Origin of the sequence: Photorhabdus aballayi (assembly GCF_026153155.1) — a bacterium.
GTDB classification, from domain to species: Bacteria; Pseudomonadota; Gammaproteobacteria; order Enterobacterales; family Enterobacteriaceae; genus Photorhabdus; species Photorhabdus luminescens.
This window is the reverse complement of sequence record NZ_JAPFCD010000016.1, coordinates 31,232-47,586: the sequence shown is the minus strand read 5'-3', so window position 1 is coordinate 47,586 and position 16,355 is coordinate 31,232. Positions and strand designations below refer to the sequence as shown.

Sequence of the window (16,355 nt, the reverse complement as noted above, 5' to 3'; positions counted from 1 at the left end):
AATTACAACATGACTCAATCTAGTTACAACGCAGATGCCATTGAAGTTCTCAGTGGTCTGGAGCCGGTTCGCCGTCGTCCGGGAATGTACACTGATACAACTCGTCCGAACCATTTGGCACAGGAAGTGATCGATAACAGCGTGGATGAAGCTTTGGCGGGTCACGCTAAACATATTGAAGTGATCCTTCATAGCGATCAGTCACTGGAGGTCATTGATGATGGCCGCGGCATGCCGGTTGATCTTCATCCAGAGGAAGGGGTTTCAGCGGTTGAATTGATCCTGAGCCGCTTACATGCCGGTGGTAAATTTTCGAATAAAAACTATCAGTTTTCTGGTGGTCTCCACGGTGTGGGGATCTCGGTGGTTAATGCTTTATCCAAGCGGATTGAAGTCACCGTCCGCCGTGACAGTCAGATTTATCAGATCGCTTTTGAAAATGGCGATAAAGTACAAGAATTGGCAGTGATTGGCAGTTGCGGCAAGCGCAACACCGGTACCAGCGTTCACTTCTGGCCTGATGAAAGTTTCTTTGACAGTCCACGTTTTTCGGCTTCCCGTTTGACCCATTTATTGAAAGCGAAAGCGGTGTTATGTCCGGGAGTAGAAATTGTTTTTAAAGACAAGATCAACGATACCGAACAGAAATGGTGTTATGCCGATGGTCTGACTGACTATCTCATGGCGGCGGTTAACGGCCTGATAACTTTGCCGGAAGCGCCTTTTGTCGGTACTTTCAGTGGTGCGACCGAAGCGGTTGACTGGGCGTTGCTCTGGTTGCCGGAAGGGGGAGAGTTACTGGCTGAAAGTTACGTGAACCTTATCCCGACGATGCAGGGCGGAACACATGTAAACGGGCTACGTCAGGGGTTACTGGATGCAATGCGTGAATTTTGCGAATTTCGCAATATCTTGCCGCGTGGTGTGAAGCTTGCCGCCGATGATATCTGGGATCGCTGTACTTATGTTCTGTCGGTAAAAATGCAAGATCCGCAATTTGCTGGTCAGACTAAAGAACGCCTCTCTTCGCGCCAATCTGCGGCTTTTGTTTCTGGTGTTGTCAAAGATGCTTTTAGTTTGTGGCTGAACCAGAACGTTCAGGAGGCAGAGCAACTGGCTGAATTGGCGATCGCCAGTGCGCAACGTAGGATGCGTGCAGCGAAGAAGGTTGTGCGTAAAAAATTGACCAGCGGCCCGGCGTTACCGGGGAAACTGGCCGACTGCACATCACAGGATCTCAATTTCACTGAACTGTTTCTCGTGGAAGGCGATTCTGCGGGGGGATCGGCAAAACAGGCGCGTGACCGTGAATATCAGGCGATCATGCCGCTGAAAGGGAAGATTCTGAATACTTGGGAAGTCTCTTCGGATGAAGTGTTGGCATCGCAGGAAGTTCATGATATCTCCGTTGCGATTGGCATCGACCCGGATAGCCATGATCTCAGCCAGTTACGCTATGGCAAAATCTGCATTCTGGCGGATGCAGACTCAGACGGTTTGCATATTGCGACGCTGTTGTGCGCACTGTTTGTCCGTCACTTCCCAACATTGGTTAAGAACGGCCATGTTTATATGGCGATGCCGCCTTTATATCGTATTGATCTAGGTAAAGAAGTGTATTACGCACTGGATGAAGAGGAAAAAAGCGCGGTGCTGGATCGCCTGAGCCGCAAACGGGGTAAACCTAACGTACAGCGCTTTAAAGGATTGGGTGAAATGAACCCAATGCAATTGCGTGAAACGACGTTAGACCCAAATACCCGTCGTCTGGTGCAGTTGACTATCGATGATGAAAACTATCAGGAAACCTTCTCGGTGATGGATATGCTTCTGGCGAAGAAGCGTTCAGAAGATCGCCGTAACTGGCTGCAAGAGAAGGGCGATACGGTAGAAATTGAAGTATAACGCCCACAGGGATAGTCAACGAAGATTCTGAGGAAATTAGCGAATGAGTGAGATAACTCATGATGGCGTGGAGCGTTTGCCGCTCCACGCATTTACGGAAACCGCCTACCTGAACTACTCCATGTACGTCATCATGGATAGGGCATTGCCTTTTATCGGCGACGGTTTGAAACCGGTTCAGCGCCGTATTGTTTATGCCATGTCGGAATTAGGCTTGAACAATACCGCCAAATTTAAGAAATCCGCCCGTACCGTGGGTGATGTGTTGGGTAAATACCATCCACATGGCGATGGCGCTTGTTATGAAGCTATGGTGCTGATGGCGCAGCCATTTTCCTACCGTTATCCTTTAGTGGATGGACAAGGGAACTGGGGGGCGCCGGATGATCCCAAATCTTTCGCCGCGATGCGTTATACCGAGTCTCGCCTGTCCAAATACGCCGAGTTACTGTTGACGGAGTTAGGCCACGGTACTGTTGATTGGGTGCCAAACTTTGACGGCACGTTGCAGGAGCCGAAAATGCTGCCGGCGCGTCTGCCAAATATTTTGCTGAATGGCACCACTGGTATTGCGGTGGGGATGGCGACAGATATTCCGCCCCATAACGCTAGTGAAGTGGTGAACGCACTGGTCACGTTGCTGGATAAGCCACAGAGTTCCCTTGATGATTTGATGGAACATGTTAAAGGCCCTGATTATCCGACTGAAGCGGAGATCATCACTTCTCACGAAGATATCCGTAAGATTTATAAAAGTGGCCGTGGTTCGGTACGGATGCGCGCTGTTTGGTCAAAAGAAGATGGCAATGTCGTGATCACCGCACTGCCGCATCAGGTTTCTGGCGCCAAAGTATTGGAACAGATCGCCAACCAAATGCGGGCCAAAAAGCTGCCTATGGTTGATGACTTACGTGATGAATCTGATCATGAAAATCCAACTCGTCTGGTTATTGTTCCTCGCACAAACCGGGTTGATTTGGAACTGGTGATGAATCATCTGTTTGCGACCACGGATTTGGAAAAAAGTTATCGCGTCAACCTGAATATGATTGGGCTGGATAACCGCCCGACTGTCAAAGGGCTGGTTGAGATCCTCTCTGAGTGGCTGGTATTCCGCCGGGAAACGGTTCGTAAGCGTCTGAACCATCGTTTGGAAAAAGTCCTTAAGCGTTTGCATGTGCTGGAAGGCTTACTGATCGCCTTTCTCAATATTGATGAAGTCATTCACATTATCCGTAGTGAAGATGAGCCAAAACCGGTATTAATGTCACGTTTTGGTTTAAGTGAGACGCAAACAGAAGCCATTCTTGAGCTGAAATTACGCCACTTAGCTAAACTGGAAGAGGTGAAAATCCGTGGCGAGCAGAGTGAGCTGGCAAAAGAGCGTGATAAATTACAGGCGATTCTGGGTTCTGAGCGCAAACTGAACACGTTGTTGAAGAAAGAGATCGTGGCTGATGCGGCCGCTTATGGTGACGAGCGTCGTTCTCCAATGAGAGAACGTGGTGAAGCCAAAGCGATGAGTGAGCATGACATTGCGCCTTCTGAGCCGGTGACAATCGTATTGTCTGAAATGGGTTGGGTACGTAGTGCGAAAGGCCACGATATCGATCCGGCCGGGCTGAATTACAAAGCGGGTGATAGCTTCCGTGGCGCGGCCCGTGGCAAGAGTAACCAGCCGGTGGTTTTTATTGATACAACAGGTCGCAGCTACTCGCTTGATTCGCGGGATTTGCCTTCTGCCAGAGGGCAAGGGGAGCCGCTGACGGGGAAACTGACTTTGCCTGCCGGGGCAACGGTAGAGCATGTACTGATGGCGCCTGATGAACAGAAGTTCCTGATGGCCTCTGATGCCGGTTATGGCTTTATCTGTAATTTTAGTGATTTGGTTGCTAAAAACCGAGCGGGTAAGGCACTGATTACATTGCCGGAAAATGCCCGCGTCATGACGCCGCTGGAAATCAATAACTCGCAGGATGATATGTTGCTGGTAATTACCAGTGCAGGCCGGATGTTAATGTTCCCGGTTGCAGATTTACCGCAACTTTCTAAAGGGAAAGGGAATAAGATAATTTCTGTTCAGTCAGCCGCAGAAAATGACTTGTTGAGTTGGTTATTGATACTATCGCCACAATCGTCTATTACACTTTACTTTGGAAAACGTAAATTAACGCTGCGTCCTGAAGATCTTCAAAAATTCCGGGCAGAACGTGGGCGTAAGGGAACACCTTTGCCTCGTGGGTTGCAGCGTATTGAACGGGTTCAGGTTGAAACACCGTCTGCTATTGGCGTAACTAAATAGTGGGATTAAATATGCACTATGGATTTCAAGATGCATCGCGACGGCAAGGGAGCGAATCTCCGGGAGCATAGAGAACTATGTGACTGAGGTGAGTGGTGACCGAGGTGAGTGCAGCCAACAAAGAGGCAACTTGAAAGATAACGGGTATAAAACTAACGGGCCTAAAGGGGTCCGTTAAATAAGAGGGGACTATGTTAGCAATTATTCGCGGCATTATTGTTATTTTGTTTTCGATTGTAGTGTGTGTCTCTGGTGCTATTTACTGTTTATTCAGACCACGTCACCCTGACCATGTTATGGTGTTTGGCAATATGTTTGGGCGGTTGTCGAAAATATTTGGCGTCAAAATTATTGAACGTATTCCTGCTGAAGCTAAGCATTATGGTCCGAGTATCTATATTGGCAACCACCAAAACAACTATGACATGATAACTATGTCTAATGCGGTTCAGCCGGGTACCGTGACAGTAGGTAAAAAAACTTTGGTGCTGATCCCATTTTTTGGTCAGCTTTATTGGTTGGCCGGCAATATTCTGATTGATCGTGCTAACCGTGCTAAAGCACATGGCACGATTACCCAGGTTGTGGAGCAAATTAAAAATCGTCATCTTTCTGTTTGGATGTTTCCGGAAGGGACACGTAGTCGTGGTCGAGGTTTATTGCCGTTTAAAACTGGTGCTTTTCATGCTGCGATCTCGGCGGGAGTGCCTATTGTGCCGGTTTGTGTCTCTTCCATCACTAATGACAAGATTAAATTGAATCGCTGGAATAATGGTTCCGTCATTGTTGAAATGTTGCCTCCTATTGATACTTCTGGATATACCAAAGAGCAGGTGCGTGAGCTAGCGGAATATTGTCATAAAGTGATGAAAGCTAAAATAGAAGCATTGGATGAAGAATTGGCTGCAATGGAGAAACAGGATAAGCACTCATAATAGGTTATTTTTGACCACTCTTTTATAATAAAGTGTGGGTCTGACAACGGCGATAGCTTTTAAGCGTACTTTAATCCTCACATATTTAGTATATGTGAGGATTTTTGTTCGTTGTCCATCTCCACAATTTATTATTGGTCGGAAATGATATGTACTGAGCACTGACAGGGAGAGATTCGTGTAATGCATTCAGATAGTTTAATTCCCTCCATATTCGCGTTATGATGAGTGCTTGATAAATAATGTTTTTGTTAAGCGCAATCAAAAGGATAATAAGCTTTAATAACTTCAATATTGAGTTATTCGCTTCCGGGGTGAATGGATTGCAGTGTCTCAACTATTTTTGAGGCATATAAACCTGGAATTTAATTAAGTCTGTCGCGGAGAAAATATGTCATTTAGTCGGCGCCAATTTATTCAGGTATCAGGCTTGGCGATGTGTATCGGAGCCACTCCTTTATTGGTTCGGGCCAGCAAAAATCAGCAGACTGCTTTGCCGGTTCCCCCTTTATTGGAATCCCGTGGTGGGCAGCCGCTATTTCTGACTTTACAAAAAGCGCATTGGACTTTTGATGGACAATATAAAACCAGTGTATGGGGAATTAATGGCCGATATCTTGGTCCGACTGTACGGGTTCATAAAAACGATGATGTCAAACTGATATACAGCAATCGGCTAGCGGAACCGGTTTCAATGACTGTTAGCGGATTACAATTACCAGGTACGTTGACTGGCGGGGTTGCCCGTCAGATTTCTCCGGGGGCGGATTGGTCGCCAGTGTTGCCTATTCGTCAGCAGGCGGCAACTTGCTGGTATCATGCCAATACACCTAATCGGATGGCGCCGCATGTTTATAAGGGTTTGGCTGGCATGTGGTTGGTGGAAGATGAAACCAGCCGCCATTTGCCATTGCCAAAACATTATGGCGTTAATGATTTCCCGGTTATTCTTCAGGATAAACGGTTGGATAACTTTGGGGTTCCTGAGTATCAGCCAACCTCTGATGGTGGATTTATCGGTAATACTCTGTTGGTTAATGGCGTACAAAATCCTTTTATTGAAGTATCTCGTGGTTGGATTCGTTTACGTTTACTCAATGCATCCAATGCCCGCCGATATCAGCTACAGATCAGTGATGGCCGTCCTTTCTATATGATAGGCACTGATTTGGGGCTATTACCTGCGCCGATAGCCGTTCAGCAACTCTCCCTTGCGCCAGGAGAGCGGCGTGAAGTATTGATTGATATGTCCAAAGGGGACGAAGTTGTTGTTACCGCAGGTGAATCAGCCGGAATACTTGATAAGTTACGTGGGTTGTTTGAACCCTCCACAGTGTTAAATTCCAGCACTGTTCTGACCATTAAAGCAACAGGTTTATTATCTTTGGTGACAGATGATCTCCCATCTCGTCTGGTTGATGATGTCACGCCGGTTTCCAATGCAATTCGTAACCGGGAAATTTATCTTGATGGTAATATGCCGGGAATTAACGGTGCGTTGTGGGATATGAATCGGGTAGATATTACCAGTCAGCAAGGAACTTGGGAACGTTGGATCGTAAACGCCTCTGTCCCACAACCGTTCCATATTGAAGGTGTACAGTTTAAGGTGATTAACCACAATGGTGGAACACCTCAACCGCAAGATTATGGTTGGAAGGATACTGTTTGGGTTGATGGGCGAGTAGAGTTACTGGTTTATATGAACCAGCCATCTTATGAACACTTCCCATTCCTGTATTACAGCCAGATTTTGGAAATGGCCGATCGCGGCTCTGTTGGGCAATTAGTGACTGTACCGGCTAATCAGTAAATGAAAATAGCTAAACAAAGCTGAGGCGCGGTATTAATGCCGCGCACGTTTTAATTCTGCTTTGCCCGCTTTATCAGTCGTTTTTCAGCACTGATCATTAGAATTATTTTGTTCAAGAAGCTCAATGAACTCACTGAAATCAACGAATGTTTCAGGGGTTGGCCCAAGACGTTTACCGATATCTAATGTAGTCATCTCGGTCAGATCTTCTTTTTCTAATTTGAAGTCGAACACATCAAAGTTCTCTTTAATTCTTGATAGCGTTGTAGATTTTGGGATCACAATCATGCCGTTATCAATGTGCCAGCGGATAACGATCTGCGCGGGTGTTTTACCATACTTGTGTGTCAGATGTTGAATCAGTGGATTATCAAATACATTTTCGCCGCCTTGTGCTAGAGGGCTCCAGGATTCGGTAACGATATGATGTGTGGCATTCCAGGCATGGAGCTGACGTTGCTGTAACAATGGGTGCAACTCAATTTGATTAATGACGGGATGAACGCCGGTTTCATTGATCAGTCGCTGGATATGTTCAGGTTGGAAGTTAGAAACGCCGATACTGCGAATAAGCCCCTCTTTTTGCAATTCAATCAATTGTCGCCAGGCGCCGACGTATTGATCTTGCGGTGGCGCAGGCCAGTGAATCAGGTAAAGATCAACATAATCCAGTTGCAACTTTTCCAGACTTTCTGCAAAGGCGGCACGGACATCATTATGTCTGTCATTCCATAATTTGGTTGTAACAAAGATATCTTCACGGGGGATATCTGTTTCTTGTAATGCGTTGCCTACGCCTTTCTCATTGTTGTAGATAGCGGCGGTATCAATTGCTCGATAACCGATATCCAATGCAGCATGGATTGTTTCTGCTATCTGTTGGTCATCTGCGGCCCATGATCCAAGTCCCAATTGTGGCATGTGATTCCCATCAGCAAGTCTGATGATAGGTTGGTTATCCATTACTAACTCCTATAAAAAGATAGACTTAAAATATCAGTTAAAATCATTGCGATTGATATTAAGTTGATATTAAGAGTAATTGAAGAAAGTAATACAATTGGCGTGATCTAAGCCATGATTGTGATCAACACATGGCCAAGTGCATAGATTAACCGGTTTGGTGATGCATCGATACCAAGAATATCACTTAGTGGTTGAGCCTTAGTCCACATAATATTGGTACATTAAGTTAAGGATAAAAACCCTGCTGCTGATTGTAAACCATGATGACTTTTATTTACGTTTTGCCGCTGAGATTTTCTTGTGGCGCCAGTACATTAGCAGAGAGGCGCTTAAACCACTTAATAGCAACACTATGGGCAAAATGATCAAAATGTTCATTACCAGATCTTGGTGATGCTTAATAAACGGGATCTGATTGAGGAGATAACCAAAACTGACCACGATGACAACCCATAGCAAGCCGCTCAGCCAGTTAAAAACTTGAAAGCGTTTACTGTTAAGGCCGGATATGCCAGCCAGTGTTGGTAACAGTGTGCGGACAAAAGCCAAAAAACGGCCAATCAGTAAAGCGGCCAGACCATGTTTGAAAAACAACTCGTTAGCTCGTTGGCGATACTGAATAGGAAGTTGTGCCAACCAATTCTTAACCCGTTTGGTATCACCAAGCCATAGCCCTTGTAGATAGCCAAGCCAGCAACCGATACTTGCCGCTGTTGTTAATATAAAAATAGTTGGGATAAAACTCATGACTCCCTTGGCAATTAATGCGCCGGAAAGGATTAACAGAGTATCACCGGGTAGAAAGGCGGCAGGTAATAAGCCATTTTCCAGAACCAGCGTCACGAATAGAATGCCGTAGATAATCCAGAGAACATCGGGGTTGGCAAGTTTAGAAAAGTCATGCTGCCATAATGCCTGCATGATACCGTTTAGTACTTCCATTGCTTATCCTGTGACTGTTATACCCGTTATCTTTCAAGTTGCCTCTTTGTTGGCTGCACTCACTCACCCCGGTCACATAGTTATCTATGCTCCCGGGGATTCGCTGCCTTGCCGTCGCGATGCATCTTGAAATCCATAGGGTATATAAAATAAATTTATTGCATTTGTATATATCAAGTCAGTTTACAGTAAAAGCTTAAGCATGGCTTGGTTTTATCCCTTTTAGGGAAAACTAATGGCTGATACTAATGAATCAATTGGGTCACATAATCATAAAATAAAAGTCAAAAAAATAGAAAAGGAGCGATTTATCGCAACCTTTTCAAAGTGCATTTTAAGGCTCGCTCATCAAAATCGATGTTAAATTTCATCTAGATTAATTCTGATCCGCTTTGCTGGATTTTTGGTATGCTCACGAACCACATCCAGAATATCCTCATCATTAATAAATTCAGTTAAATGTGGTGAATCAATAGACTCTTTTAAAAGAGAATTCCAATTGTCCGGTGGATGTCCAACGTTAAGCATTTCACCAAATACTTTGTAAGCGTCATGCTTATCGCCATATGCTCTTTTTGTTCTCTCGTCATTTACCCAGCCAAAGATAATAATTTTACTTTCGGCGTGGAAACGGAAAAAAAGGCGATATTGTTGGAAAAATTTTGCTCTGAACCAGTGTTTTCTTTTTCCACCCAATGTGTCACCTAAATGAAAGGCTATATTAGCTGGGTCATTGGGAATAATTTCAGTAACGAGTTTTATGATTGCAGCCAGGCGTTTTGTATCATTTTTTTTCAAGTAGTCATTTGGATATTTTTGCTGAAGTTGTACTACCTTATCTATTGCTTGTTTTAGTTGTTCTATAAAGCATGGATGAGCAAAAAGAGCCCATCCGTTTATTACACACACTCGATCATACATAGTTCTTTACTCATCGTCAGCAGATAATGGGTTGTTCAGATCTATGTCTATTCCAGCGATAAGTGACTTCGCCCGGTTAATGAGTTGTTCATCTAATTGTTGTACTTGTTCAGGATATTTCTGAATGTCTTTTGCCAGAAAGTTCAGAAATGATTCCATGACAAGATCTTTTTCTTCTTCACTATTTTTACGACTGATAAGTACATCACCGGAAGATAAAATCTTATATGCGATACTGTCATGACCTGGTTTTAGCTTAAGCGCTTTACGGACAGATGTTGGGATGGTTGTCTGACTGCGACGGGTAAGTTTGGATTCTGCACCAACCTCGAACTCAACACTTGGTAATGCGTGCATATTTCTACCTCGTTATGCTGATTTGAGAATCTGTTCAACGAAGTGTAATGCAAATGCATTGTACTGGCAATATATCTATATTATCACTTCGTTATTACTTCCAAGTGTTAAGTTATTCAGTGTATTACATTGAATAACAATAAGATTAATCAACAGAAATTCGCTTAAACCCCTCAGTGAGATCATCAATCAAATCTTGAACATTCTCCAGCCCGACATGCAAACGGAACAGGGTGCCTGTTCTTTGTGGCGTTGTTCTTTGTGAAATATCATACTGGCGCATTATTTTTATCTCTTCTGGTTGATAACCCAGAATGAGAGATTCAAAACCGCCCCATGAGAATGCCATTTTAAAGTGGTGAAAATTATCCAGATAATCCGTAAATTGCTGCGGGGTTAATTTCTCTTTTAATTGAAAAGAGAACAGGCCATTACTGCCGCTGAAATCACGGATGAAATTCTTGTGGCCGGGGCAGGAAGGCAGAGCGGGGTGATAGACAGCGGCAACTTCGGTTCGTTGTTGCAGCCAGCGTGCTATTTCAAGACTGCTTTTTTCATGTTGTTTCAGACGAATGGCTAAAGTACGCAATCCTCGACTGGCCATATAGACCGTATCGGCATCTGCTATCTGTCCCATCAAATAGGAATTCTCTCGCAGTTGCGCCCAACAACGTTCATTAGCTACAGCAATACCTAACATTGCGTCTGAGTGACCAATAATATATTTGGTGCCTGATTGAATCGAAATATCGATACCGAATTCTAGCGCTTTAAACAGCACCCCTGCCGCCCAAGTATTATCGATCATGATGATAATATCTGGCTTGACTTGGCGCACTGCGCGGACAATAGCGGGGATATCTTGTACTTCCATCGTGATGGAACCAGGGGATTCAAGAAACACCACTGTGGTATTGGGCTTAATCAGCTTGGCAATCTCCTCGCCGATCATAGGATCGAAATAATCGGTGGTAATATTCATCCGTGACAATATTTTGTCGCAGAAACTTTGCGTCGGGTCATAAGTTGAACCGGTTAATAGAATATGATCGCCGGCGGCGGCAAAAGCGAGAATGGCATTACTGACCGCGGCAGCGCCAGAGGGGTAAAGCATACAGCCTGCGCCACCTTCCAATTCAGCCATTGCTGCTTGAAAAGAGAAATGAGTCTGTGTACCACGGCGGCCATAAAACAGTTCACCCTTGCCCCGATTTTGCGTCGCGTGTCTTTTGGCGGCAACAGAATCGAAGATTACCGATGATGTTCGCTGAATGATGGGATTGACTGCGCCTTGAGTAAATTTGGGGCTTCTACCTGCATTGACCAGTAAAGTTTCCAGTTTCTTTTCTGCCATGATCCATTGCCGCCTTTAACACTTCAATTTTTGAAATGGTGTAAAAAATAGAGTTAACACGTTAAAAGATTTAGACCTTTTTGTACAAAAGGATTAAGACAACTTGACGAAAATTCATCTGATTACCTGCGAGTAGGGGCTGTTTAACTTTATTTTGTGAAGGGGTAATACTTTTTTATTAAACAATAATGATAATTACTATCAAATCACTTAAGGTTTGATATTATCAGCCTGCATGTTCATTCAATTTGGTGAAGATGAGTAAAGACTCAGTATAAATAAGGTTAGTGAGATGACGAAAAGTAATTCACTGCTAAATAACAAGGTTTATAGCAAAGGGAGTAAAGGCCAACTGATGCGAAATTTGACTGCTTCAATAATATTAGCGTTTGGGCTGACAGGTTCGGCATTGGCTGATACAGCACCAGCGGCTGCAACAGATAACAATAATACGGCAAAAACCGCACAGATTACTCCGGCTACCACCCCGGCAGCGACGGATACAACTGCGCCACCCGCAAATCAGATTGCGCCGCAAGCGGCATCTGCGACAGAATCCACTCAAGTGACGCCGGTTGCAACGGATGAGGTTGCACCTAAAGTTCCTGCTGATGAAGCTAACCTTTCCAGTGGCTTTGCTACCGATCTGTCTATTTGGGGCATGTATCAGAACGCCGATGTTGTGGTTAAGACGGTTATGATTGGTCTGGTGATTGCTTCTGTTATTACTTGGGCTTTGTTCTTCTCAAAAGGTACTGAACTGTTGGTTGCCGGCCGTCGTTTACGTAAAGAGCAATTGGCTTTGACGGAAGTTAAGAGCCTTGATCAAGCTACGGCAATGGCCGAAGGTTTCAGCAAGCACAGTATCAGCCGCTTGTTGCTGAATGAAGTACAGGCAGAACGTCAGTTATCTTCTGAGAGCACTGATCTGAATAGCACGAAAGAGCGCGCCTCTTTCCGTCTGGAACGTTCCGTTGCGGCGATCAGCCGTCATATGGGGCGTGGCAATGGTTATCTGGCAACCATTGGCGCGATTTCTCCTTTCGTTGGTCTGTTTGGTACGGTATGGGGCATCATGAATAGCTTTATCGGTATTGCTCACTCACAGACAACTAACCTCGCGGTTGTGGCGCCGGGTATTGCGGAAGCTTTGTTAGCGACAGCGCTTGGGCTGGTGGCGGCGATCCCTGCCGTTGTGATTTATAACATCTTCGCCCGAATGATCGCTGCTTACCGTGGTCAGGTTGGTGATATGGCGGCACAGTCACTATTACTACTTGGCCGTGATCTGGATTTAGCAAATAACAAGACAAGGTGATTTATGGCGATACGTCTTAATGAAAATTTGGACGATAGCGGCGAATTGCACGAAATCAACGTCACACCATTTATTGACGTGATGTTGGTGCTGTTGATTATCTTCATGGTAGCAGCGCCGCTGGCAACCGTTGATATTAAAGTGGATCTACCTGCTTCGTCGGCAAAACCGCAGCCACGTCCAGAAAAACCGGTATTCTTGACAGTTAAGGCTGATCGCCAGCTTTATGTCGGTGATCAACAGGTTGATCACGATACTTTGGCGGCGGTATTGGATCAGACTACTCAATCCAATAAAGAGACAACCATTTTCTTCCAAGCGGATAAAACCGTGGATTATGAAACACTAATGAGTGTGATGGATTCTTTGCGTAAATCGGGCTATCTGAAAGTAGGCTTGGTTGGGATGGAAGCAGTTTCATCAGGTTAATTGTCACTGATTCTTCTACTAAATAACCGCGCTGGAAAGCGCGGTTGAGATAGAAGAATAATTAATAAGAGCCTAATTTGAACAGAATGGGAAATAATCACGCTATTCTGGATCGATATGAAAACATCGAAATGACATTTACAGAATCTGTCCGATCATTAAGCTCATAAAGTGAACTATCGTTAGCTAGTTCAAGCAGCATTGGCACTGTAATTTTCAGACGCTTAGCTAATGTTTCAATATCAATACAAACATCATTAATAAGCACTTTTATTGCTCGATGAAATAATTCAGGTTTTTCGTGGGGAATAAGATAATCCTCTTTTTCCTCAATGGCTTCTCCCTTACGTTTAAGCCCCAAAAAAGCCGTTTTGTATTGGGTATCGGTTAAAAGGGAAAGCTGATGTGCCCGATAAATAATTGCTGCTTTACTTACTTTCCAGGTTAATTTGAACTCACTTAGGCCTCGCCAGTTGATTCTTCCGCTTATCGGGACAGGGAAATATTTAGCCATTGCACTTCGTGGTAAAAGTAGGGCAGAGGCAAATTGGTTGGCTTGAGATTCGGTTGTTCTGTCACCAGTAGATATTCCGCCGTGTAGCACAAGATGTCCAATTTCATGTGCAATATCAAACCGTTGTCGGCATGGTGACTTCTTTGCTGTATTTCTGACAATGAAAGGTCGATCTAACGGAACAGATAACGCGTCAACATCATCAGACACTGAGTCAAACGAGGTAACAAATGCACCTAGCTTTTCAGCTAGGCGTGTCACATTTTCAATTGGTCCAAATCCTAATCCCCAATCAATCCGACATTTTTCTGCTGCTCGTTCAACTTCTTCTGGGGAGTTTGCTTTTAATTCAGGAAATAACACTGGAGGTAAATTTAGGTTTTCTTCGAAAACGACGATTAATCGTCTATATAACTCAGCCTTTGCAAGTGCTGCTAATTTTGTTGCTACTCTAATTGCGCTACGTTTACGGAAATGAACAATTTCTTCGTTCACAGGCGATTGTATTTGGGTTTCAAAAAATGCAGGAGTAACCTGCAATACAGTAGCTAATTCATTAGAAAGTTCATTAGTTGGCACAGCAAAGCCGGATTCCAGCCGCTGAATATATTGGCGGGTTTTATTAACCTGCTCAGCCACTTGCTCAAGAGATAGCTCGTGATACAGACGAGCTAACCGCAAATTAGAACCGTTGAACACTTGTCACCTACTACTTGTTGTTACGCTTGTTTTCTCTGGATTTATCAGGCATCGCAGCGCTGATAGGATCCAATTCGATTGTTACCGCAGATGGCGGTGTGTTGTCTGTAGAGTGCAGCATGGATATTTTACTGTTATCGTAAGTCCATTGAGACAACATTTCTTCATGCTCGTTGTAGCCGGCAAAATGAACCTGTGCGCCTTCACCTTCAAACTGGGGTTTTTCTACAATAAAGCGCCATATTGTAGGTATCGTGATTTCTGGCGCCCAGAGCTGATCTACATTGTTACGGCGAAAGAAGCCTGATTTTTTGGGAGTTTCTGGGTCGTCAGTGAAAAAACGAAGTGGGATTGTTTCTATTTCGATAGTCGTATCCATACCTGGATTAGTTAGTTTCAGCCAATCATAAGTACCTTTCATACAGAGCTGAATAAGGCATTGCCTTTGGCGGCCAAATGTACAGGTTCCTCGGGTATAATTATCATCTAATGGTGTAGAAAGCTGCTCATAGGTGTGATCAAGCACATAGAGTAGCTCTTTTGCAATGATACTTAAACGTTCTTCACTTAACTGTGGATGGAATTCCCAAGGGTGGCGGATGTTTGGCATTTGCTGTTTTCTCTAAAGGTGCAAAAATTCAAGTTTGTCAATCTTGATGTTGGTGCAAATTTCTGATTTTGTCAACCTGATATCATATAAATTGTTTTTTAATGTACTTTATTACCACTTATATTTATTTCTTTTGGTTAATTGCTATCTACATTCCATTTAATTTCCACTTATAACTGGAAAAAATTGACCTCCAAAGAGTGAATTAAAAAGTGTAGAGTGACTTTATTGGGGAAAATGGATAACCGATAAATACTTATTAAATTTTAGAGATAAATTGGATGAGTGTTCAATATGGTGAAAAATAATTTAGAGCCGATGGAAGTGACTAAAGAATTGTTATTAACCATCAGTGACAGGCTAAAAGAAATAGGGTCCTACACCACGAATATACAGCAACAAATGATGGAATCTCATGTGAAAGCGATGGTTCTGCGGGCGAAAACCGGTGAATTATTACCGGCGGTGGATAAATCTTTATTTACCGATATTTCACTGGAATCAATGCAATTAGCGGAACAGATAGTAAATATGCTGCCCGGTTTAGCGATTGAAGAGGCTTGGTTGCTATCGGTTCATTTTGAGATTGCGCGGGCAAATAGCTAATGTTTTTGGAGACAGCATCAATGAAACAAATTGTTGTAGTGATTGGAGACCGTTTAGGTAGAGGGCAAAAAGTCGCTGCGGGTGTTGAATTTGCTGGCGGGAGAGCGGTGGTTATTCCGGGAATGGCGGCGGATATGAAATTGGGCGACGTGATGAAAGCGGAACAGGGGGACTTGGGTATCTCTTTCTGCGGCAGTGGTGGTGCCGGTGCTATTACTGCGCAGAATAAGCATGGCTATAAAGTGCGTCACGGTATGCGCTCAATTGAAGAAGGAGAAACAGCAATTGCTGATGGTTGTGTTGTATTGGGCTTTGGTTTTATGGATAAAGAAGAATTAGGGGAGCGTTTAATTAAAGCATTTAATAGAAAATACGGCGACACATAATGAAAAAACATCTTAAAACATCTGTCCGTGTTAATGGTCAAGGCGATACAAAACAGCAGGCAATTGCGGATGCTTTAAATTCGGTACAACGTAAGGTATTAAAAGAGACCAATAATATTATTCTGCGTATTGAACCTCAAAATGTTGAAATCGTTAGTGCCGCCATTAAAGTCATTAATGAGAAATTTCTATTTTTCTTTTTTCCCCGTAAGCGTGAATTCTATTCTGTTATTTTAGATGTTGCTTTAAATGTGACCTTATTGAATATTCAAGAAATACATTTTGAGTCAATTTAATT

16 protein-coding genes are annotated in these 16,355 nt (G+C 43.9%); 9 read left to right on the top strand and 7 right to left on the bottom strand.

The window, feature by feature from the left end; genetic code table 11:
* Positions 1 to 9 precede the first annotated feature (9 nt).
* The 4 genes from parE to ftsP all read left to right on the top strand — a co-directional run bounded on the left by parE (position 10) and on the right by ftsP (position 6,955).
* Positions 10 to 1,905 carry a DNA topoisomerase IV subunit B gene (gene parE / locus OO184_RS10630; protein WP_265379153.1) on the top strand — a complete coding sequence of 632 codons (1,896 nt, stop codon included), beginning with the start codon at positions 10 to 12 and terminating at the stop codon, positions 1,903 to 1,905.
* A gap of 43 nt (positions 1,906 to 1,948) precedes the next feature.
* Complete coding sequence (gene parC, locus OO184_RS10625; protein ID WP_265379152.1) at positions 1,949 to 4,207, top strand: DNA topoisomerase IV subunit A; 2,259 nt, start codon at positions 1,949 to 1,951, stop codon at positions 4,205 to 4,207.
* A 191-nt stretch (positions 4,208 to 4,398) separates the two neighbouring features.
* Complete coding sequence (locus OO184_RS10620; RefSeq protein WP_265379151.1) at positions 4,399 to 5,142, top strand: 1-acylglycerol-3-phosphate O-acyltransferase; 744 nt, start codon at positions 4,399 to 4,401, stop codon at positions 5,140 to 5,142.
* 391 nt (positions 5,143 to 5,533) lie between these two features.
* A complete protein-coding gene (gene ftsP / locus OO184_RS10615; protein ID WP_265379150.1) occupies positions 5,534 to 6,955 on the top strand; it encodes a cell division protein FtsP in 1,422 nt (473 codons plus the stop codon).
* 84 nt (positions 6,956 to 7,039) lie between these two features.
* On the opposite strand, the gene dkgA is transcribed toward ftsP, so the two are convergent.
* The 5 genes from dkgA to metC form a co-directional block, all read right to left on the bottom strand.
* Positions 7,040 to 7,918, bottom strand: coding sequence for a 2,5-didehydrogluconate reductase DkgA (dkgA, locus tag OO184_RS10610; RefSeq protein WP_265379149.1), 879 nt, complete (start codon positions 7,916 to 7,918; stop codon positions 7,040 to 7,042).
* A 273-nt stretch (positions 7,919 to 8,191) separates the two neighbouring features.
* The gene (locus OO184_RS10605) at positions 8,192 to 8,863 is read right to left on the bottom strand and encodes a DedA family protein (protein WP_265379148.1); all 672 of its coding nucleotides are present in this window, start codon (positions 8,861 to 8,863) and stop codon (positions 8,192 to 8,194) included.
* 360 nt (positions 8,864 to 9,223) lie between these two features.
* A complete protein-coding gene (locus tag OO184_RS10600) occupies positions 9,224 to 9,784 on the bottom strand; it encodes a type II toxin-antitoxin system YhaV family toxin (protein WP_265379147.1) in 561 nt (186 codons plus the stop codon).
* A 6-nt stretch (positions 9,785 to 9,790) separates the two neighbouring features.
* The gene (locus OO184_RS10595; protein WP_112878296.1) at positions 9,791 to 10,141 is read right to left on the bottom strand and encodes a type II toxin-antitoxin system PrlF family antitoxin; all 351 of its coding nucleotides are present in this window, start codon (positions 10,139 to 10,141) and stop codon (positions 9,791 to 9,793) included.
* Between the two features lie 145 nt (positions 10,142 to 10,286).
* Entirely contained in the window at positions 10,287 to 11,495 is a 1,209-nt protein-coding gene (gene metC, locus OO184_RS10590; RefSeq protein WP_265379146.1) for a cystathionine beta-lyase, read from the bottom strand.
* 355 nt (positions 11,496 to 11,850) lie between these two features.
* Here metC and exbB point away from each other — a divergent pair, with 355 nt between their 5' ends.
* Both exbB and exbD read left to right on the top strand, forming a co-directional pair.
* Complete coding sequence (exbB, locus tag OO184_RS10585) at positions 11,851 to 12,813, top strand: tonB-system energizer ExbB (RefSeq protein WP_265379217.1); 963 nt, start codon at positions 11,851 to 11,853, stop codon at positions 12,811 to 12,813.
* Between the two features lie 3 nt (positions 12,814 to 12,816).
* Entirely contained in the window at positions 12,817 to 13,242 is a 426-nt protein-coding gene (gene exbD, locus OO184_RS10580) for a TonB system transport protein ExbD (protein WP_049582635.1), read from the top strand.
* 97 nt (positions 13,243 to 13,339) lie between these two features.
* Here the strand turns inward: exbD and OO184_RS10575 are convergent, their stop codons facing one another.
* Together OO184_RS10575 and OO184_RS10570 are read right to left on the bottom strand one after the other, a co-directional pair.
* Positions 13,340 to 14,455 carry a helix-turn-helix domain-containing protein gene (locus OO184_RS10575; protein ID WP_088373670.1) on the bottom strand — a complete coding sequence of 372 codons (1,116 nt, stop codon included), beginning with the start codon at positions 14,453 to 14,455 and terminating at the stop codon, positions 13,340 to 13,342.
* Positions 14,456 to 14,465: 10 nt separating this feature from the next.
* Complete coding sequence (locus OO184_RS10570; RefSeq protein ID WP_265379145.1) at positions 14,466 to 15,065, bottom strand: hypothetical protein; 600 nt, start codon at positions 15,063 to 15,065, stop codon at positions 14,466 to 14,468.
* A gap of 318 nt (positions 15,066 to 15,383) precedes the next feature.
* On the opposite strand from OO184_RS10570, the gene OO184_RS10565 reads away from it, so the two are divergent.
* From OO184_RS10565 to OO184_RS10555, 3 genes are read left to right on the top strand one after another with little or no spacing between them, the layout of a single operon-like run.
* Positions 15,384 to 15,671, top strand: coding sequence for a transcriptional antiterminator (locus OO184_RS10565; protein WP_265379216.1), 288 nt, complete (start codon positions 15,384 to 15,386; stop codon positions 15,669 to 15,671).
* A 20-nt stretch (positions 15,672 to 15,691) separates the two neighbouring features.
* On the top strand, positions 15,692 to 16,057 hold the full coding sequence (locus OO184_RS10560) for an SFCGS family glycine-rich protein (protein WP_265379144.1): 366 nt from the start codon (positions 15,692 to 15,694) through the stop codon (positions 16,055 to 16,057).
* A complete protein-coding gene (locus OO184_RS10555; protein WP_265379143.1) occupies positions 16,057 to 16,353 on the top strand; it encodes a DUF4312 family protein in 297 nt (98 codons plus the stop codon). The genes OO184_RS10560 and OO184_RS10555 overlap by 1 nt, the downstream gene beginning before the upstream one ends.
* Positions 16,354 to 16,355 lie beyond the last annotated feature (2 nt).